Origin of the sequence: Streptomyces sp. NPDC006733 (assembly GCF_040636125.1) — a bacterium.
Classification (GTDB): domain Bacteria; phylum Actinomycetota; class Actinomycetes; order Streptomycetales; family Streptomycetaceae; genus Actinacidiphila.
In genome coordinates, this window is the sequence record NZ_JBEYJD010000009.1 from 1 (window position 1) to 20,828 (window position 20,828).

Below are 20,828 nucleotides of genomic sequence, written 5' to 3' on the forward strand. Positions count from 1 at the left end.
GGCCGTGCCGTCGTTGCGCGGTGTCCCGCAGCCGCCGCTGTTCGTCTCCCGGGCGATGATCCGCAGCCGCGGGTCCTTGCCTGGTTGACCGAACCGGTGTACGGCAGGGCGACGTACGGGAACCTGGTCCCGAACGGGACGCCCGGCCCGTTGACGCCGTCACCGGCGGCAAGAGCCTGGATCAGGTGGCCCGGGGTGGCCCCTTCGAGCGCCTGGATGGCGATGTCGACGACGTCGTCACCCATGCGGCGTCCGTTGGGGAATCCCTGGAAGTCACCGTTGAGCACACCGAGCCGGTCCGGCTTGGCCGTCACCGGGGTCGACATGTTCAGCCGCAGTTCCTCCGCGGGCACGAACCGCTTCTTGTTGATGTCGAGGTTCATCAGCTGCGAGTTCAGGTCCACAGCCAGGGGCCCGTTGGCAGCCTTAGCGATGCCCGTCAGGAAGATCTCCTGCAGGTCCTTGCGCGGGGTGGCCGGCGCCGGGATGCCGTAGATGCCCTGGATGAGCTTGGGCAGCTCCGGGTCGAGGACCTTCGCGACGACCTTCGGCTGGTTGTGGTCCTCGGACGGCGGCAGCGCGTTGAACGCGTCCTTCAGCCCAGCCGGTACCACCGCCTCGTTGACCAGCGGGTTGCCCAGGCGGGAGACCTGCACGTACTTGCCCGTGGGAGTCTGCTTGCCGGGGCTGAGCTGCAGGGTGCGCCGCTCGGTGGAGCTCCACACGCCGATCACCGGGTTGCGCTTGGCGTTGCCCTTGTAGGCGAGCTTGGACTTGGGCACCTGGATGGACAACGTGTTGACGTTGTAGCCGTTCAGGGTGTTGTGCCCGGTCTCGGAGAGGTTGCCTCCGTAGAGCAGGTCGAAGACCCGCAGGTCCAGGAAGAACGGGTCCGCGGCCTGGGTGGCGACGGTCTGACCGCCGCCGGGCAGCTTCTTCGTCGCCTGGTCGCGGAGCCGGCCGTAGTTCGGCATGGAGGCCTTGCCGACGTTGGACGGGGTGGCGATGCCGTCCGCGACGAGTGTGACCGGCTTGTGGCCCGCGCGGATTTCCTGCAGGCAGTAGTGCTGGCGGAACAGCAGGGTCTTGTCGGTGAGGTTGTTGACGACACCGTTGTTGTACAGGAACGTCTTCTCGCCGCGCAGGTCCTCGTTGCGGAACGTCCACCGGTAGGTCAGGTCCGGCTTGCCGGTGCCCTGGCTGTCGATGTTGATGTCGTAGTGCGCGTCAGCGGCGAACGGGTAGAAGTTCGGCCCGCCGTTCGGCTCCTGGAACGGGATCCAGTTCGCCGTGAGCGTCACCGTGTCGGACTTGTCCGGGCTGGTGAACGCGTACAGGTCGGTGTTGTCGACCTGCGGGTCAGCTGCGACCAGGGGTGCTTCCCGGTGGCTGGAGGCCTGGCCGATGCCGGTACCCGGACCCGCCAGAGCGGCTCCGGCGACAGCCGAACCCAGCGCCAACAGCATTGCAGCCGACTTCCACCGAGCACTGCCGGCGGGTGTTGCTTTTGCGGTCATGAAAAGTCTTTCTTTCCTGGATGGGAGGACGGTCTCGAAGGGCGTTGCCTTCAAGACGGTCTTCGAAGCCCACCAATGCCGCGGATTGGCCTCCGACAAAACATCACCCGTTGGGGCGAATTTTCCAGCCAACCCGCCGCTGCATTCAATGGAACGATTTTCCGCCGAAAACCAAAGATGCCAGGTCGTGCGAGCTGGATTGCGGGTTACGAGCACCCGGCTGGATGTCTTTATCCACGAGTCGATAAATTCTCCGATGGCCAGTTCCCATCGGCCCGGGGCCGTAGTGACGCATGCGGAAAGACCTAGCAGATGATGTTGGCCGGGACGGTCCTGTGCACGTGACTGCATCGGATGCGTGCATATGGGCATTTGGCCGTTGCGACCCGTCGGACGGAGGCGTCTGGCAGATTCCCCGGGCGGCTGCAGGCGTCGGGTATTCAATCCGCGGGTGCGCCGTCGTAGATCAGAGCACGGTCCAATCCAAGCTGGATTCCCCGAGCATCAAGATCTCCGCTGATGTGCGGCTGACGGATCAGGGCGCCGACGCGGTCACGTGGGACATGGGCCGCAAGTGCCACCTCGGGTGCGACATCCTGAGGCTGCTGCTGACCGTGCTGTTCGCCCCCTGGCTTCCGGTAGCTCCACGGTGCGGGAGCTATGATCAAGTGCCACCCTCCGCTGGGGGAGCGGCAGTTGACGCCGAGGGGCGACATGGTGGAGGACCGTAGACCTGCGCGCGGGACACAGGGAACCGTGTGGGGCAGGGCGTTGCTCGTGGTGACGGCCGGGTTGGTTGCCGGCCTCGCGGTGTCCTTCCACTGGTTCGGCTGGACCTCGATACCGGGCAACGAGTGCGGTGACGGTTCACGCCCCTGCCCCGAGGGCACGGTTCCCACCATCCTGCTGGCGTTCCTCTGCACTTTCGCGGGCATGGGCCTGGTCACCTGGCGCGTCGCGGAACTGACCGAGGTCCGTCCCGGGAAAGCGCTGCCCGCCGTGCTGGTCGTGGTGGGCATGGTCCTCGCCCTCTGGCCGGGGTGGAGGATGTACGTGTGGATGCGCGGCCCCGTTCTCGACCGGGCCTGGGACGTGCCGGTCGACCGGCCGAGCACCGTCAAGGGTGTGGGCAACTGGGTCGTGAACGGAGCCGTCGTGCGCGCCCGCACCGATGGCCTGACCAGCTATGACCTCGCCGACGGACGGGAGCGCTGGAGCGTGGAGGCGCCCGTGCGGGGATCGGCGTGCGCGATGAGTGACACCGTCGTGGACGGCGTCGGGATCATCGCGTTCGGCCGCGAGGAGGAGCCGTGCGACACGGTATGGGGCATCGACACCGCCAGTGGCCGCAAGCTCTGGGAGCGGAAGATCACGGGCGTTGCCGGGACCGGACCCACCGACGGCAGGGTGGCCGCCGACAGCGGCGTCGCCGTCGCCCTGGAGCCGACCGCCGTGCGCGGCTTCGCGCTGCGCACCGGCGTTCCGGGCTGGAAACTGGATCTCGGCGAGGGCTGCTCGCCGGTCGTCGCATCGGCCGCGGCGGGCCGTACCCGTGTGGTCGTGCAATGCCTGCGGGGGGCGGACTCCGCGTTCGGCTCGCTGGAGTTGGTGTCGCTCGACACCGCACACGGCACGCAGGTACGTCGTACCAAACTGCCGGCGGAGAGTCGCTGGGAGACCGTCTTCGTCGTCTCCGGCCGCCCGTTCGTGCTCTGGCTCAAGGAGAAGGCCGAACGCGGCACCGATGCCGTGCTCGCCTTCGACGACCAGGACCGCCTGCGCGGATCGGTGAAGATCTCGGGGCGCGAGGAGGATCTGCACCTGACCGCGTTCCCTCAGCAGGGCTTCGACGCCCGGCCGTCGCTCCGGGCCGCGGTCGTCGGAGACGTGCTGGTGACGGCGGTGACGCAGCCGGGCGAGACCGATCCCGCCGCGGTGTCGGGCTACGCGCTCGAGGGCGGACGGCGTCTGTGGCACACCGGGGCGGGCGGAGCGGTCACGGCGCTCACCCGGGTGTCCGAGGATCGGCTGGTCATCCTCGCGGGGGCGCGGATCCGCTCCCTGGACCCGCGCACCGGACACCTCGCGGAAGGGCCACTGCTCCGGGAGGGGGCCGAGGATGTGGCGGGCGCACCGCAGTTGATCCCCGGCCGCGAAGACCGGTGGGTTCTCGTCAACCCCGATGGCACCGGTGCCACACCACCCCTGCTGGGGGTCCGCCCCTGACCGCGGTGGCCTGCGGCCGGCTGCGGTGACCGATGCGAGCGGATGGTGACGGTGGCTGTTGGAGGCGCGGGACCGCTACGCAGGATGCCCGCGCCGCCACACCTTGGCCGGCGCGCCAAGGATCGGCGCGGGAAGTGTGGCGGCGGGGCCCGGTCCAGGTGCGCCCGGAGGATCCGTGCGCTGTCAGGTGCTACCCGCAGGGCGGCGGTGCCGGGGCGGTGTACCGGCCTGGTGGGGCGTCAGGCGCAGGTGACGCGGAGAGCGGGATCGGCGGCGCACGTCAGGGTGGTGGTGCCGTTGTGGGGGTCGCTGGGGTAGGGGCTGGCAGCGGTGCGGGTGATGGTGAGGGGGTAGGGCGTGCCGGGGGTGAGCTGGCCGAGCGTGAAGGAGATGAGTGGGGTGATCTTGTCGGTGCCCGCGGCGATGGTGCCGGTGTCGCAGGTCAGCATTCGGTTCGTGGTGTTGACGGTGCAATTGGAGGGTGCGGTGGGGTTGGTGAAGACGGCGGGGTAGGTGAGCTGGTACGTGACGTTGGTGGCATCGCTCCCCCCGAGGTTGATCACGTCAGGTGTCACGGTGATGGTGCCGCCGCCCGCGGTTCCTGCCGAGGTGGTGAGGATGGGCAACGGGTTGGTGGCGGGAGCCGGCGCGGACAGCGCGGAGGCGGGGCCCTGTCCGCGGCTGGTGACGGCGGTGACCTGGACGCTGGCGTGGCCCGCTTCGATCTGCGGGATGCGGTCGGCGGGGATGGCCAGCGAGGTGGCGGTGCCGGGCGCGGTGCCCAGGACGGTTTCGGTGCCGGCTGGGTCCCCGGGGTTGTTGACGACGGTGACCAGGTACTCCTCGATCGGGCTGCCGCCGGTGGCGGGCGCGGTCCAGGTCACGGTGGAGCCGTCGGCGCTGATGGCCGGGGCGTGCGGGGCTGCGGGCAGGCTCGCTCCGTGGTGGAATGCGGCCTGGGTGGCGACGGACGGGCAGGTGGGTGTGCCGGCGGTGGTGGCGGTGATCAGGTCGGTGTAGTTGCTCCCGGGGTGGGCCGGCGGGGTGTAGAGGCCGGTCGCGCTGACCGTGCCGAGCGAGCCGGGGGCCATCGACCAGGTGACGGCTTGCGCGGGGTCGCAGGCGGCCGGCCAGGTGACGGTGTACTGCTTGGCCGCGGCGGCCAGGGACTTCGCGGCAGGGGCGGTGCTGGACAGGGACGGTAGGGGAAAAGCCCCGGCGCTCTGGTAGAGGGGGAAGGTGGTGTTGTATACGACGCCTCCGAAGGAGAACGTGGTCAGTTTGAAGTCCAGGAGGAAGAACACCGAGACTTTCAGTGGCGCGGTCACCTTCAGCCAGGGGTTCGCGGCGGTGTCCGCGGTCACCTCCAGGGAGGGCGTGACCTCGAGTTCCGGACCGGCGACGTCGTAGATGAGGATCTTGAGGGAGACGGGGAACGTGAAGGTGACCGTGGCCGCCGCGTTCAGGCTGTAGTCGAACGAGGTGACCGGGTCCTTGGTCAGGTCCGTCTTGTGGGTGGTGCCGCTGCTGTCGCGGTGGACCTTGCCGCCCATGGTCCGCTCGTAGGTGGCGTTGAAGGTGAATTTGATCGACCCGTCGATCGAGGTCTGCGTGTAGATCGTCAGCGAGGGGCAGAACGCGATCGCGTACACGATCAGGCAGCTCGCCGGCTTCAAGGTCAGCAGCGGCTCGCGCTGCGTCTCGTGCTTGTAGGCGATCCCCAGTTCGCCGTTGATGGACGCTTTCGCGGTCGCGGTGGCGGAGAAGTCGTAGGTGAAGGTCTTGGTGGAGTACCACGAGCCGCTGGGGTCGTCCTGGAAGCTGGCGTTGGCCTCCCAGTTGGTGGTCAGACTCAAGGCGGCGGTCAGCTTGGCGGTGATCGTGGCGTTGCCCAGGCGCTCTTTCATCTTGGGGTCGTCGTTGAGCTTCTGGGCCAGGTCGAGGGTGAAGGTCTTGTTCGCGACGGGGATCGCCGCCTGGGGCGCGACCGAGGCCTGGAAATGCGGGTTGAGCATCGTGATCTGGTAGCCCTCGGTTCCCGAGGTTGCCTGGTTGCCGTGGGCGGTGAAGTCCAGGGAGCGGAAGGCTTGCTGGAGGGCGGCCTGGCTGGTGGTGAGAGTGACCGTGCCCCCCGAGGAGCTGATCTTGTCCACGACGCGCAGCAGGCCGGAGTGGACCAGTGGGTTGGTGCTCTCGCCGACGGCAATGATGCTCTTCACCGCCAGGCCGCCGACCTGGGCGGGCGGGTTGGTGAACACCACCGTGCTGTCGGTGACGCGGCTGATGGTCGCAATGGACGCAGCCGACAAGAACACCGTCCCCGCGGCCGGCGTCGGGTGCGGAGCGGCAGTGACGGGGGTACTGGTGGCGCTGAGCTGCCCGTTGTGCTGGATACCGGTGACGGTGACCTTGTACTCGACGTCCGGGGTCAGGCCGGTCAGCGTGGTCCGGGTCGTGGTGGCCGGCACAGTGGCCACGACCGGCGGCTGGCCGGGAGCGACCGCGTCCACGGTGTAGTTGGTGATGCTGTGCCCGCCGTCATCGAGCGGTGCGTCCCAGCCCACCTGCAGGGCGGTCGGGTCGGGCTGGCTGCCGTCGGCGCCGACCGGCGGCGCTCCTGCGGAGACGTCCTGCGGGGCGCTGGAGGGGTAGGCCGGGCGCGGGGCGACCGTGCCGTTCGCGGTGGCTCCGACGGTCTGGCTGTCGGACTTGCCCGCGGGCGAGGTGCCGGCGGCGTTGGTCGCGGTGACGGACACGAAGTAGAACTTGCCGTTGACCAGCCCGGTGAGCGTGGTGTGCAGGGCGTGGCCGGCCACGCTCGCGGTCACGCTGGCACCGGGGCCGTTGGGCGTCGCGGTGACCGTGTACGACGTGACGGGGGAGCCGTTGGGGTGGGCCGGGTTCCACACCACGAGCATCTTCGTGTCCCGCCCCAGCATGGTCGCCAAGGTCGGGGCCAGCGGGGGCTTGGGGGTCTGCGGCCCGCCGAGGAACGGGACCGAGACGGCTGAGAGCACCCCGCCGGCGGTGGTCTGGGTGGCCTCGAACGCGTAGCTCACATCGTTGACCAGGCCCTGGACCGTGACCACGGGCGGATTGGCCGGGTCCGGAGCGAGCACCTTGCCGCTGGCGACCGGCGCGCCGGTCGGGTCACCGTTGTCGTCCAGCGCATAGGCGTGGACGTCGACGCGGGCGACCGCTTCCTGAGCGGTGTCGCCGGCCGTGACGGTCACGTGCACCGTGCCGGAGGCGAACGGCTGGACGGAGTCGATCAGCGGCGCCTGCAGGGCCTGCTGGGCCGGCGCCTGCGCGCTCGCCCGGGGAGGAGCGGCTAAGGCCACTCCTCCCGAACCGGCGCCTAACCCCAGAGCGACCACGACGGCCAGCGTCGCCCTACTGCTCCACGCTCGCCTGCTGCGAGCTCTCCGTGAAAGCCACATGAGCACACCCCTCCGCACGCGGGCACACAGAACCCCGCGTGCTCACGTAACGGATCGTTGACGATGGGCAGAAGTGATCGGAGCAGTTAGGAATGCTGGGCACCCCAACAGAACCGAACCCACCGCAGGGAAGGTAGCAAGCGGCTCGGTGGACCAGGCGGAAAGGCTCGAATATGCGTGCGGTATACGCTGCTCGCCGCTCAAACCACTGAAAATGGCGTAGGGGGGCCGAAATAGCCTGGATATCCGTTCTCGCAGTGGCAGGCCAATGCCCCCGGCTGGACGACGGAGGGAGGGCCGGGCGGCGTCCCGCGCCCACGCCAGCGCCACCGGGTGCCGGGTCACCCACGACGTGTTCGCCGACGCCTGGCCGGGCCGGGAGACGGCCGGCGGCGAGGACGCCCCGATGGCCAAGGCGCTCGGCGACGCGCGCACGATCGTGGTCTCGCGCTCGGCGTTGACGTTCACCTGGCGCAACTCCGAGCAGGTGCAGGGCGACCTGCTCGAAGGCGTCACCGCACCGAAGCAGGAGAACGGCGGCCCGATCGGCAGGTCCGGGTCGATCTCGGTGGTGCGCGCTTTGCTGGCCGCCGGGCTCATCGACGAGCTGCACCTGTGCATCCCCCCGATCGCAGTCGGCCAGGGCCTGCGCCTGGTCGGAGCGAGCACCGAGCCCCCTAGCGGAGACTCCTGAGCAGCACCACGTTCACCCCCGGCGTGCAGCACACCCGTGGACGGCCCAGCCGGCCAGTGACCCACCGCCGCTGCGCTGCGGCCACGTCCCGCACCCCCCCGCAGGTCCAGATAACCAGGACGCCGGCCGGTGTTCGCCTCCACGAGCCACCGCTCGTGCCGACCACACGCCCGCCTGCACCGCAGCGCGCATCGCACCACCGCGCCCGGCTGTCCTGGTATGCCGGGGGCGGTCGTCGACGGTGAGTTGTGCGACCTCGGGCGGGTCCGCGTGGACAGGGCTTCGGCAGTCGGTGCGTGCGCGATCGATCCGCCTCGCCCCGCCCACGGATTCTCCGCCATGGGCACAAGGCTCCTCCGCTCGTGCGGTGGCCGGCAACGCGGATGCGTAGAGCCGCCGTGCGGGGCGGGGCGTCCGCTGGCTGTGAAGCGGCCGAGGCCGCCCCTTGCGGGGAAGCCTCGGCCTTTTCGCGCTGTCAGTCGTCAACCGGTCACTTGACGATGTCGCAGGTGCCGCCGTTCATGGTGAAGGGCTTCGGATCACTCACCTGGCCGCTCGAGGTGCCGTTGAAACCGAAGTTGACCGAAGCCCCCGGTGGGACGGAGCCGTTCCAGGCGGCTGGCTTTGCACGGACCTTCTGCCCGGCCTGGGTGATCTCCGCCTGCCAACGATCAGTGATCTTCTGGTTGTCGGTGAAGGACCACTGCAGCTCCCAGGGGGAGACCGCCGCGGTGCCAGTGTTCTTCAAGGTCACCTGGGTGGTGAAACCGCCGCCCCACCGGTAGGCGGTGTAAGTGACCTGGCAGGCTGCCTTGACGCCACTCCCATGGCTCCCGAGGTCGTCCACGTAGGAGGCGACCCAGGCCAAGGGCGCATTCCAGTTGATGGCGCTTTCGTTGGTCGAGTAGGACTGGATGTCATCGATGTAGCACATCGCCGGAGCACAGCCGGTCAGTTTGCTCTGCGCGGTCGGATCCTCCAACTGGCTGTCCGGGCCTCCTGCCAAAGTGCCCGCGGGCGGGCTGGGCAGATCGGCGTTGAGCTGATGTGCCCAGATGCGGCTGTGCTGGTTGTGCGAGTCCCGCTCGCCGAAACCGGTGACGTAGGACTGGTTCAGCGGGTTGCGGCCGAGGACGTAGTCCAGAGCGTGCAGAACCGCGTTCCGGTACTTGCTCTCACCAGTCAAGTCGTTGGCGACGCCCAGCACCACGGCGTTGTTGAGCACCTGGCTGTTGGAGCCCCACACATAGTGGTTGCCGGGTGGCGCGTAGGGCGCACCGTACAGCGCGCCCTGAGAGTCTGCGGCGTAGCGGTCCGCGGCGTGGGTCACCATTGTTCGCACGATGCCGAGTTGGTCGGCCGTCAGTCCGTTGGGCACAGCTGCCAGGTCCAGGGCGCCGAGTGCGGCGGTGGAGCCCCAGGAGAAACCGTCGGACGGGAAGACCGCGGCGGAATCGCCGTGCAGAGGGGAGGCCAGCACCGCCTGACGGTAGGTGTCGGCGCCGGTGGTGATGAACAGCTCGGCCGCGGCCCAGTAGAACTCGTCGGTGACGTTGCTGTCGCTGTACGCGCCGCCGCCGGTGGCGTCGTTGGGGTCGGCGTAGACGGCCGGATGGGCTTTCGCCGCGGTCCACGCCTTGGTGGACGTGGTCAGGCAGCGGTCGGCGAAGGCCGCGTCATAGGGCTTGAACAAGCGAGCGCACTGGGCGCCCGCGGCGGCCAGGTTGAGCGTGGCCGCGGTGGACGGCGGGTGCAGTTCGCGCAGTTGGCCGTCCTTTTCGGGTGCCTGCGGTAGGCCCGTCCACGCCTGGTCGTGCAGCTTGTGATGGGCCATGCCCGACAGTGGGTGGCCGTCGGGTACCTGCATCTCCATGAGGAAGTTGAGTTCCCAGCGGGCTTCGTCGAGGATGTCCGGCACGCCGTTGCCCCTCTCGGGCACCTTCAGCTTGCCGTCGCCCAGTGCCGCGCCGTCCGCGCCCGCGGCGGTCAGCGTCCGCTCGTAGGTGTTCATCAGCTCGGAGACCGAGATCCCGCCGTTGACCACGTACTTGCCCTGGTCGCCGGCGTCGTACCAACCGCCTGCGGCATCGAGGGTGTAGTCGCACACGCCCGGCTGGCACGGCACGTCGTTGTCCCCGGTGTTGGGGGCGAGGTTGAGGTGTCCGGCCGGGCGGGCGTACGAGGCGCCTGCCAGGGAGCCGTCGATGGCGATGCCACTGCGTTGGTGGTAGTAGTACGCGAGGGAGTCGGTCCGCAGTGAGGAGTAGACATCGTTGGCGATGGAGAACGGCTCGCTGACCTCGTCGCCGATGGTGACGGTGTAGCCGCTGCCGGGGGTGGTGTAGCTGCCGAAGTCGAACGTCTGGACGTTCTGGCCGGAGGTGGGGTCGGTGCCTCCGGGCTTGGTGGCCCCGGTGGCGACGGCGGTCCCGCCCGCGTTCTTCAGCGTCCAGGTCTGCGCGGTGGTGGTGTCGGTGACGAGCGTGCCGTTCTTCGGACCGTCGGGGAGATAGCCGACCTGGTTCACCCGGACCGGGGAACCGGTGTCGGGCGTGTAGACGGGCGGTTCGGCGCCGCCGCGCAACGAGATGTCGTCCAGACACAAGGTGAACGCTTTGGATCCGCCGCCGACCTGGAAGGCGAGTTGGGCGGCGGTGTTGCTCGCTTGGGCGGTGAAGGTGTGGTGGATCGGCACCCCGGCGGCATCGATCTGGTCATGCTCCGACAGCTCGGCGGTGTACGGGTCGACCGCCATCTGCACATTAGTGGTGATGGTGACCGGCACGGAGGCGGTTGCGGTGAAGCTGAGCGTGTAGCTCTCACCGGCTATGAGGGGCAGATCGCTCTGCCCGACGATGGCGTCCCACGGGTTCGTCGTGTCCCCGGGGATGTCGGCGCAGAGCCGACCGTCCACCACGGTGGCCGGGTTGTTCGCTGTCCACCACCACGGCGCGCTGCTGCCGTTGGTGAAGTCGCCGTTGACGATCTGCTCCGGCGGATCGTTGTCGGCGGTCGGTGCGGCTCGGGCCGGGGCGACGAGGGCGGCGCCGATGAGGCCGGCCGTGGCCAGCGTCCCCAGGATGCGAGTCCGGAAACGTCGGCGTTCCCCGGGGGACCTCAGGGGGCGGGAGCGGGGCGGGGGCGGGATCACAGATCGTTCCTTCCGGCGTGAGGCGTGGCAAGGTCGACATGGGAGCGCTCCCACGAATGGTGGGTGGTGCCGGAGTCGCCGTCAAGACGTCGGACCGGGTTTGCGACGTCGATGCGGGCATCGCAGGGTGCGGCGTACCGCGGGCGAGGCGGTAACGTGCGTCCCCGCTTCCGGAACCCGGGACCGGTCAGACGCGGGATCCCGGGTGGAAGCGCGCCGCACCCACCGCGGCGGCACTGCTGACGCAGTGAAGCACCTCCTTCCCATCCATCGGGCAGGGGTGCTTCCGCGTGTCTGCCACCGCGCAGCACCGGCCGCTCCGGGGTGGCCGCCCTCGGCGTGGTGATGGCGCCGCCCGCGGCCGCCGCCGGTGTCAGAGCAGATCAAAGAGCCCCGCAGGGACCTCGTCATGCGCCGCTGGCGTGAGGTCAAGCCGCGACGGCAGCCGCAGGTGAGAGCCAAGGACCACCACGAGGCGGCCCACCACCGGCGGGCGGGGCAATCGACACGCACGCCTCGGGTACGGCGCGGCCTCGGACATCACGACCGCTGAGGTCCGCAACCGCCACCTCCGCGCGGCCCTGCCCCCAACGCCACGCGGCCCGCCTGTTCGGCGCTCAGCGGCAAGGCACCACCGAGGACCAGGTGCGCGAGCCCACCGCCCAAACCCTCGCGGAGGGGTACTTCCCACACGGCGGCCACCGTGTCGGCTCCCTGCAAGACGTCCGGATCAACGGCGCCGTGCACCGGGAGTCCGAGCTGACGAGGCCGACTGCTGAGGCACGCGGAAGCGGCCGGGTGTTCCCCGGCTTCTTCCGCACTGCGACGATTGAGCCGAAGCACGACAGTTCGTTGTCAGCCAGCACCAACCGAAGCGTGGTGCCGAGACCGGTGCACACGAGGCTGTCGATATTCTCGTCGTGCAGGGTGCGCTGGCATGGGGGAGGCCGAATGACGAGGATGCGGATGATCGCCGCCGGAGGCGCCGCGGTAACAGTGGTGCTTGGCGTGGTGGTCGCGCTGCTGATGGGGCAGTTGGATGCCGGTTGGGGCTGGTGGGTCGCGTTCGGGGCGGCCGTGATCCTGTCGGCGGCTGTGGCCGGGTGGCTGGCATTGCGTCAGCAGCCGGCGCTGCCCGGGGTGGGCGGCGTGCGGGCGCAGCGGGACATCAAGAACCCGGTGTCCACGAACATCACCGGCCTGCCGGCCGACCCCGACATCGCCGGGGGAGCGGGCGCGGTCGAGGCGGGCCGGGACATCGATGGGGAGGTCACCACCCGGGTGGACTTCGCGCCGCCGGCCGAGGACCGGGATCGGTGAGGGGCGAGCTCGGCCCCGGCGCGGTCGGCGCGGGCCGGGACATCAAGGGCAGGGTGTCGACGCAGGTGGTGGGGCTGCCCCCTGACGCGGTGGCAGGCGCGGGAGCCGTGACCGCCGGGCGGGACATCAACGCGCCGGTGACGGTCTCGATCGGGGTGGGGGCGTTCGAACGGGTGACGGACGCGATCGTCGACCCGGCGCCGCTGCTGAACGACCTCGATCTGGACCACTTCACCGGTCGCGGCTGGCTCATCGAACGGATCGATGGCGCGATCTCGCAGCGGGACAGGGGATATGTGCTCATCGTGTCCGAGGCGGGGATCGGCAAGACCAGCCTCAGCGCGCAGCTGGTGCGGACCAGGGGTTGGCCTCACCACTTCAGCGCCTTCGTCGGCGGCGGGAACCCGGAGACCGCCCGCAAGAGCCTCGCCGCGCAGCTCGTGCACCGCTGGCATCTCGAGGACAGACTGTGCCCCGGCGGGCTGCTGCCCGACGGAGCGGAGCGCCCGCAATGGTTGGTGAAGGTTCTACAGGCGGCTGCGGCCGAACGGGACCGTGTGGCGCCGGCGACGCCGCTGGTGCTGCTGGTCGACGGTCTCGACGAGGCCGAACCGCCGACCCGCGGGTACGACACGGGCATTCCGCTGGGTCTGCCCCGACCCCAGCACCTGCCGCACGGGGTGCACATCGTGGCGACCAGCAGGTTCGGGGTGAACCTGTCGACCCTCCGGACGCAGACCGACGTCCTTGAGATCCATGTGGACGGCCCGGAGAACCGGAGCGACCTGCTGGCGTACCTCCGCAGGCGGGTCGGTGAGTCCGACACCGGGCTGTACGAAGCCCTCCGCGCCCATGAAATGCCACCCGACCGGTTCGTGGACTCGCTCGCCGAACGCTGCGCCGGGGTGTGGATCTATGCGCGATACGTGCTCGACGAGATCGCCCAGGGCACCCGGTCGCCGGACGAGGTCAGCCGGCTGCCCGACGGGCTCGCCGGATACTACGAGGAACAGATCGGCCGGTGGCGGGAGACTGCCGACTGGGACGGCGTCGGCGAGCCGCTACTCGCGACGCTGGCCGCCGCACAGGGGCCCGCCGATCCGGACGTCCTCGCCGACATCGCCGGAGTCGACCCCCGACCCGCGCGCCGCTGGCTCGATCGGGCGTTCCGGCCCTTCTTGAGCCGGGAGGACGACCGCTACTCCATTCGCCACCAGAGCCTGCGGGACCTGTTCGAGACCGGGTCCGACGACGAGCTGGACGCCGGCCTGCGGCAGGAGCTGAACGAGGCTCTTCACAGGGCACACGGCCGCTTTGTCGACACGCAGATGATGGCCCACGACGACTGGTCCGCCGTCGGCGACTACGGTCGGCTCTGGCTTCCCCGGCACGCGTCCGCGTGCGGGCGGCTGGACGAACTCGTCGGGATTCCGGGGTTTCTGCTGACGGTCGTTCCACCGGCACTGCTGCGCCACCGTCGGGACCTCACCACCGCGACCGGCCGCCGGGCGCTCGGCGCCTACGAGCTGGCGCTGCACGACTGGCGACAGGAACCGAGCGCGGAACGTCGGCGGTGGTGGCTGCACGTCCACGCACGCCGGAACCGCAGCGCCGAGCTGGCCGAGGCCTGCGCCGTCGGACAGCCATGGCGGTGGCGGCTGCGCGCCGCGTGGTGGTCAGGCGTCCCGCACCGCGTCGTCACCACGGACTACCCGCACGACGCGTGCGCCGTGCCGATGGGTGGTCGAACCCTGCTCGGGACCGGTCGCATCGACGGTTCGGTGTCGCTGTGGGACCCGGACTCCGGTGACCTGCTCGCCGTCCTCACCGGCAGGAATGACGCGGCGGACGCGCACCTCCCGCCGTGGCAGAGCGCCTCGCGCTGGGTCAACACCATGGGCGCACTGCCCGTCGCCGACGGCCGCACCCTCGTCGCCGCCGGCCGTGAGGACGGCTCCGTGCCGGTGTGGGACCCGGTCGCCGGCGAACAGGTCGCGGACCTGGCGAGCCCCGATGCGGCCGTCACCTCCGTGTGCGCGATCCCTGACGTCGACGGTCGCACCGTACTGGCCACCCGGGACAAGCAACGGGTGCGACTGTGGGATCCGGACACCTGGAGCAGAATCGGTGAATGGTCGTGCCACGACGTGCTGCACAGCACCATGTGCGCGGTGCCCGGAGTCGACGGCAAGACGCTGTTGGCCGTGGTCCAGTCCGGCCGGATCCAGCTGTTGGATCCCGCCACCGGACAGTCGGCCGGCCCCTTGGGAACCGACTACGTCGCGACGATGTGCGCGGTGTCCGACGCGGACGGCCGCACACTGCTCGCCACCAGTGGCGGCCGCGACGGTCAGATCGTGTTGCGCGACCCGGTTTCCGGACAACCGGTCGGCGCCCCGCTGAGCGGGCAGCTCGACGAGGTGACCGCGATGTGCGCGGTGCCCGGCGCCGATGGCCGCGCGCTGCTCGCCGCCGGCGGCCGCAACGGGACGATCCAGGTGTGGGATCCGGCAGCCGGCGCACCCGTCACACCGCCGCTGACGGGACATATCGGCGACGTGAAGTCCTTGTGCACCATCCCCTCCGACGACGGCGGAGCCCGGCTCGCGAGCGTCGAGCACGGCGGCCTCAGCGACCACGGAGCGGTACGGCTGTGGGACCTGACGGACGAGGTCGGGCTCGGCACGGGGCTCGACGGACACAGCGGCTGGATCAGAACCCTGTGCTCGGTGCCCGCGGTCGGCGGCCGGACGTTGGTTGCCAGCGGCGCTCATGACGCCTCGATCCGGTTGTGGGACCCCGCATCCGGCGACCTCGTGCACGCCTGGCTCGACATTCCCCGCGCAGACGGACGTCGCGACGACTCTTCTCGCCAGAGCAACTGGACCATGGGCGTGTGCGCGATCGAGGACATCGACCCCCGCACCGTGCTGTTCAGCGTGCACGAGGACGACCACCTGAGGCGCTGGGACCCGGCCACCGGTGACCAGATCGGCACCGCCACCCCGAACCGCCGGCACAGTGCAACGGTGATGTGCGTCGTGCCCGATGCGGACGGCCGCCCGGCACTCGCCACCTCCAGCTACCGCACGCTGCTGCAACTGTGGGACCCAGCCACCGGGCAACCCCTGGGCGAACCGTTCGAGAGCGCCGGATCGACCGAGCGCCCCACCGTATGCTCCGTGCCCGAAGTCGACGGTCACACGCTCATCGCCGTGGTCTCCGACAAAGCGACCGTGCAACTGTATGACCCGCGCACGCGCCAGCAAGTCGGGACAGACATGAAGCCCGCCAGCGCCTTCGACTTCAATTGGGTCGAGGCGTTGTGCGCCGTGCCTGGCCCCGACGGCCGCACTCTGCTTGCCACAGGCGGCCGCGACGGACTCGTGTGGCTGTGGGACCCCACCACCTGCGAACCCGTTGCCGAGCCACTGCACGCCCACAACTGGGTGACGGGCATGTGTGTCCTGCCTGCTGCCGACGGAGCCCAACTGGTCACCATTGGTCGTGACGGCCTGCTACGCCTGTGGAACCCGACCACCCTCAAGCCGATCGGCGCGCCTCTCAGTGGCCACACCGACAGTTGGCTGAGCGCGGTGTGCACCGTACCGGATGTTGACGGGCACACACTGCTCGCCACAGGCGGCCGCGACCGTACGCTCCTGCTGTGGGAGCCGGTCGAACCCTCCTAGTGGCACCGTGTGTGGGGTGATGACGGTTTGGTCAGAGGCTGGGCCTCGTCGCTTGTAGTGGCTGCCACGTGTTCGGCGCTGAGCTCGTCGTCGCCGGTGGGACCACTGCAGGACCTGGGCGAGGGACGGGAGGAGACGGGCGGCGACGTGGGCGGTCAGGCGGCGGATCTCGGGCAGACTCGGTGGGACAAGATGATGGTCAGCGGATCGTGAGCCCTTTCTGTGAGCTCCTCGCGCACGGACCGTTGCCAGGTCGGCCTAGGCGACCGGGGCCAGCGTGATGTGCCGATCCCCGGCGCGGTACTTGCGCCCGGGTAGTGGTCCAGGCCGGCTCCGTTCTGCGTGCCCTGGACGCCTTCCTCCATCGTCCACCAGCGGCCGGGTCTCGGTGGCATGAGCCAGGAACCTGCCGACCTGACCGCTCTCGCTGTGGCCCGCCGTGCCGGTGTACGGGCGCTGCACACCTGCCGAGCGGACATGCCGTGGCCCGCCGACGCCGCTGCCACGGCACCGACCCGGGCCACACTCGTCACTGCGTGGAGCGGTCCTTCACGACGAAGCCGCCATGGCCTTCGCGTGCGCGGCGAGGATCACCGTAGTGGTGCGGGACGGATTGGTGGGATCGGCGTTCCAGGTGATGTGGTAGCCGGTGTAGTCCGGGTAGAACGAGCCGTCGTCGACGCGTGAGGTGAGGATCCAGAACTGGTCGCCGGCGCAGCCGGAGTACGGGTAGTCGCTGTTCGCCGGGTCAGTGCGGCAGGTCGCACGGATGCCGGTCCGGGCACGCCGCACTACGGCGACGGGCCCGGGCCGGTCGTGACGCGTGAGCGGACGTCATCCGATGCCGCAGGCCGTCCCGTTCAGGATGAATGCGGTCGGGACGCCGTTGGTGCCGACGGACGAAGAGCCGTTGAAGCCGAAGCTCACGCTGCCGCCGGCCGGGATGGTACGGGTCCATTCCGCGTTCACGGCATGCACGTTCTTTCCGCTCTGGGTGCCGATGGCGTTCCAGACGGAATTGAGTCGTTGGTCGCCTCGGAAGGCAAAGTCCAGCGCCCAGCCGTTGATGGCGGCAGTGCCCGTATTGCGGATGGTGACGTCACCGTTGAAGGTGCTTCCCCAGTCGCTGAGGCGGTAATTGACGGAGCAAGTGCCGGTGCTGCTGACCGGTGTTGTGGTGACGGCAACGGTGGCCGAGCGCGGTGAGCGGTTTCCGGCGGCGTCGCGGGCGTACACCGCGAAGTCATAGCGGGTGGCTGCCTGCAGCCCGGTCACGGTGGCGCTGGTGCCCGCCACGGTGGCGACCACGCTCTCCCCAGTGGTGCTCACGCGCACAACGTCGTATGCGGTGACGGCCGTGTTGTCGGTGGCGGCACTCCAGGTGAGCCTGGCGCCGCTCGAGGTGACGTTGTCGGCGGCAGGGGTTCCGGGAGCCGTGGGGGGCTGGGTGTCGGTGCCGCCGGTGGTGAAGACGCTGGCTTCGTGCGAGGTGGCGCGGATGCCGTCGGTGCCCTCGATCAGACGCTGCCCCCAGGGGGTGAGCTGGGTCGGGTCGAAGCCGGTGGTCAGGTCGAGGTATTCGACGCCACCGCTGTTGCCGCTCCAGGACCAACCCAGGTAGCCCAGGCCGAGCTGTCGGGTGCTGGACATGATGGCGTCCTCGTCGGGGTCGCCATCGGAGTGCTTGTTGCCGAACTCCCCGACGATGATGGGCAACTTGGCCTGGACGAAGTAATTCAGGTAATCGCTGACCTTCGCTGCGGTGTTGTAGACGCCGTACATGTGGACGGAGAAGACCGTGTTGCGCTGCGGATCACTTGCGAAGACGGCGGCGGCATTGTCGCGCATGGTGAAGGTGTGATCCTGCCCCCAGTTCGGCGCGTCGGCCAGCAAGGTGTGGGTGAAGCCGGCCGCGCGCAGCCGCTGGATGGCGGACTTGGTGTCAGCGGTCCAGGCCGTGTAGCCGCTGTTGCCGTGAGGCTCGTTCCCCAGATTGACAATGACGTACTTTTCCTGCCCTTTGAGAGCACTTTGGATGCTGATCCAGTAGTCCGCGGCCCGGTCGAGCGAGACGGCGGCACTCTGTTCGCCATAGCCCGTGGTGTCATGGGCTTCCAGGACGCAGATCAGGCGGTTGCTCCGGCACTGGGCGACGATGTTCGCGACCTCGGCGGTGTCGTTCTTGGTCCACTGGTCACCGGTGCTCAGCACCACGCGCACCGAGTTGGCACCGGTGGCCTTGATGTCCTGCAGTGCTCTGGTGGTCCTGGTGGGATACCAGGTGTGGGCGTGGTTGATGCCCCGCAGGACGAAGTCCTGATTGTTGGCGTCCTGCAGACGGCCGTTCTGCACATGAAAGCCCGGCGTGTCCGCCTGGGCGGGCTGTGTCGCCACGAGCATCGAGGTGACGACGGCGGCGAGGCCGACCATCACACGTGCGCATCTGCTGTTCATCCCTTGCTCCACATTCGGTCGGGTGACGCCGGAGTGGCCCGGCGATAGTGGGTTCGGACGTGCTAAGGGTGTGGCGGGCTCGCTTATGTGCCGGGCCCGCGACGCCCGGTGGCCGTCAGTCATCGGCCAGGCGGTTCTTCAAGCCGTGGCCGTGGCCAGGGCGGCAGCCCGACTCGTGGGAGTGAGAGCCGTGGCTGCGACTGGGGCAGCGCCCGCGTCGGCGCGGGCCGACGCGGTCATTCGGTGGAGGAGTGCGCCGACGGTGGCGGGGGCGGCGGCGGGCATTACCGCGGCGCGGTGGCGCCCGGGTTTGCGAAAGGGCATGGCGATTGCTTTCGGGTGAGGTGCTGATATACCGGTGTGCGCTGGAATGCGAGCAGGCCGCACGGACGCGTCACTTCGCCTGTATGCCGAAATCAGCCGGCTGCAGCGATTCGCCATCGAGGCGAACTGCCCACGGTGGATGCCGTGTCGAGCAACGGTCGTCCTTGGCGGCTGTGGTGTCTGGGTGATCGAAGCACCGGTCGGCGCTTCCGGTCAACGGGTGCGCAAACTAAACCTGAAGCAAAACCGGTTAAGCTGCGGGAGATCTGCCGGACTCACTGTGTGCGAATGTGCTTCCGATGGTATTGACAACGCGTTGGCTCACGCTTAGTTTCTTGCTCGCACACGGCGGACGAAGCTCGACGCAACTAAGGGCCGAACGTCTGGCTGGGGAGGAGAGAAAGGAAGCAGCGCGGTTCTTGATCCGCGTTACAAACTGGTTTACCTGCGCCGAGTGCCCGCAGCGGCCGACTACGGGTCGGTTCCCGCACCTCGTCGGGCACCATGTGCGTCGCTGTCGCACCCCGCTGCAACCTCGCTCAGCACTTGGCCCGGTGACGAGGCCACGCACCAGGTATCGCTGGAACAGCAGGAGGCCGGTGAGCACAAGCGCGCTCAGCACCAGGGAGGCAGCCATCACCTGGTGCGGCGTCACCTTGGGGCGCGATGACTCGACTCCGTCTCAAGTCGGCCTGAACCACACTTGCGTCGGCCACCGGTCCGGGCTGCGACGCCCTGCCGCAAACTCAACTGCACGGGCGTACCTCTGTGACGGCCGTGGTACTGCCCCGCTCGATCAGTGTCGGCCCAGCGACGCGCAAGTGCCGCACCGGGAGCCCGGCGACGACCTCGCACAGTTGGTGCGCTGCCTTCGCGCCGTAATCGGCGATATCGCGCCGTAGCGCGGTCAGCCCAGGGCGCACCAGTTCGCAGATGGGGGAATCCTCCCACGCGAGCAGGGAGACCTCGGCCGGCACTGCGATGCCGCGCTGCTGAATGGCGCTGAGAGCGGAAACCCCCATGATGTCGTTGTCGAAGAGGATGGCGGTCGGCCGGTCTGGCCCGTCCAGCAGCGCGAGGGCCGCCTCTGCGCCCATGCTGATGCTGTAGTCGGCCTCCACGGTGGTCACCCGCAAGCCCAGTTCCTTGGTGAGGGACTCGACGGCGGCGGTCCGCAGCTGGGTGTGCCACATGCTCACCGGGCCGCTGACCCGGGCGATACGACGGTGACCCAGGGCGGCCAGGTGCTCGACTGCCAGGAGTACCCCGTCATTCTCGTCATTCCAGACGGCCGGGAGCCGACCGGCGGCGACCGGCGGGCCGATCACCACAGCGGGCAACTGGAGTTCCTCCACCGCTGCGACCCGGGGGTCGTCGACTTGCACGTCCATGAGGAGGACGCCGTCGACCCGGCGGCTGGCCCACCAGTCGCGGTAGACGGTGACCTGCGCCTCGGTGCCCTCGGCGAGCGTGAACAGCAGCGCGATGCCTTTGGCGGACAGCTCTTTCTGGACGCCGGAAATGAGCTGCATGAAGAACGGCTCCATGCCCAGGGAGCGAGCCTGACGGTCCATCACCAGACCGAAGGCGCTGGCCCGTCCGTCGGACAGGGCTCGGGCGGCGCTGTTGGGCTGCCAGCCGATCTCCTCGGCGATGGCCACGATACGGCGGCGGGTCGCCTCGGACACGCCGGGCTTTCCGTTGAGGGCGAAGGACACGGCGGCCTTCGTTACTCCCGCACGATGCGCGATGTCCGCCATCGTCGGACTCTTCACAGCAACTGCCTCTCGGTGAGAGTGCCGGACGGTGAACAACGGGGCCTCAGCGTGCTGCACCGCCACACCCTCAGCCGGTTCAGCAGCTTCCTTCCACAGTGCCGGTGGCCTGTTTCCCTTCAGGCGCGAAGAGCCACGGCTCCTGCGGTCTGCTGAGACGCTGTGCTGTGCGGGGCCCGGGGCTCCGGGGCGCAGACCGACCGCTCGGGTCGGCGCTTGCCACGAAGGCGGTGCC

General features: G+C 69.4%; 10 protein-coding genes and 1 pseudogene. 4 read left to right on the top strand and 7 right to left on the bottom strand.

What is annotated here, in order from left to right; translation table 11 throughout:
- A partial coding sequence (locus ABZ721_RS10325; RefSeq protein WP_358788189.1) for a DUF4331 domain-containing protein occupies window positions 1-1,466 on the bottom strand: 1,466 nt, incomplete at its 3' end.
- Between the two features lie 711 nt (window positions 1,467-2,177).
- Here ABZ721_RS10325 and ABZ721_RS10330 point away from each other — a divergent pair.
- Window positions 2,178-3,743 carry a PQQ-binding-like beta-propeller repeat protein gene (locus ABZ721_RS10330; RefSeq protein ID WP_358788190.1) on the top strand — a complete coding sequence of 522 codons (1,566 nt, stop codon included), beginning with the start codon at window positions 2,178-2,180 and terminating at the stop codon, window positions 3,741-3,743.
- Window positions 3,744-3,982: 239 nt separating this feature from the next.
- Here the strand turns inward: ABZ721_RS10330 and ABZ721_RS10335 are convergent, their stop codons facing one another.
- On the bottom strand, window positions 3,983-7,084 hold the full coding sequence (locus ABZ721_RS10335) for a fibronectin type III domain-containing protein (RefSeq protein ID WP_358788191.1): 3,102 nt from the start codon (window positions 7,082-7,084) through the stop codon (window positions 3,983-3,985).
- A 451-nt stretch (window positions 7,085-7,535) separates the two neighbouring features.
- Here ABZ721_RS10335 and ABZ721_RS10340 point away from each other — a divergent pair, with 451 nt between their 5' ends.
- Window positions 7,536-7,877, top strand: a complete 342-nt coding sequence (locus ABZ721_RS10340; RefSeq protein ID WP_358788192.1) for a dihydrofolate reductase family protein — start codon at window positions 7,536-7,538, stop codon at window positions 7,875-7,877.
- A gap of 490 nt (window positions 7,878-8,367) precedes the next feature.
- On the opposite strand, the gene ABZ721_RS10345 is transcribed toward ABZ721_RS10340, so the two are convergent.
- Window positions 8,368-10,929, bottom strand: a complete 2,562-nt coding sequence (locus ABZ721_RS10345) for a glycoside hydrolase family 9 protein (RefSeq protein ID WP_358788340.1) — start codon at window positions 10,927-10,929, stop codon at window positions 8,368-8,370.
- A gap of 1,059 nt (window positions 10,930-11,988) precedes the next feature.
- Between ABZ721_RS10345 and ABZ721_RS10350 the strand changes: the two genes are divergently transcribed.
- Together ABZ721_RS10350 and ABZ721_RS10355 are read left to right on the top strand one after the other, a co-directional pair.
- Window positions 11,989-12,348 carry a hypothetical protein gene (locus ABZ721_RS10350; protein WP_358788193.1) on the top strand — a complete coding sequence of 120 codons (360 nt, stop codon included), beginning with the start codon at window positions 11,989-11,991 and terminating at the stop codon, window positions 12,346-12,348.
- On the top strand, window positions 12,345-16,040 hold the full coding sequence (locus tag ABZ721_RS10355; RefSeq protein WP_358788194.1) for an NACHT and WD repeat domain-containing protein: 3,696 nt from the start codon (window positions 12,345-12,347) through the stop codon (window positions 16,038-16,040). Before ABZ721_RS10350 ends, ABZ721_RS10355 begins: the two co-directional genes overlap by 4 nt.
- Window positions 16,041-16,589: 549 nt before the next feature.
- On the opposite strand, the gene ABZ721_RS10360 is transcribed toward ABZ721_RS10355, so the two are convergent.
- The 4 genes and pseudogenes from ABZ721_RS10360 to ABZ721_RS10375 all read right to left on the bottom strand — a co-directional run bounded on the left by ABZ721_RS10360 (window position 16,590) and on the right by ABZ721_RS10375 (window position 20,578).
- Window positions 16,590-16,832, bottom strand: coding sequence for a hypothetical protein (locus ABZ721_RS10360; RefSeq protein ID WP_358788195.1), 243 nt, complete (start codon window positions 16,830-16,832; stop codon window positions 16,590-16,592).
- Window positions 16,833-16,874: 42 nt separating this feature from the next.
- Window positions 16,875-18,494, bottom strand: coding sequence for a cellulase family glycosylhydrolase (locus ABZ721_RS10365; protein ID WP_358788196.1), 1,620 nt, complete (start codon window positions 18,492-18,494; stop codon window positions 16,875-16,877).
- An 883-nt stretch (window positions 18,495-19,377) separates the two neighbouring features.
- Window positions 19,378-19,464: pseudogene (locus ABZ721_RS10370) on the bottom strand (carbohydrate ABC transporter permease); the annotation flags it as partial.
- Window positions 19,465-19,564: 100 nt separating this feature from the next.
- The gene (locus tag ABZ721_RS10375) at window positions 19,565-20,578 is read right to left on the bottom strand and encodes a LacI family DNA-binding transcriptional regulator (protein ID WP_358788197.1); all 1,014 of its coding nucleotides are present in this window, start codon (window positions 20,576-20,578) and stop codon (window positions 19,565-19,567) included.
- Between the last annotated feature and the right edge of the window lie 250 nt (window positions 20,579-20,828).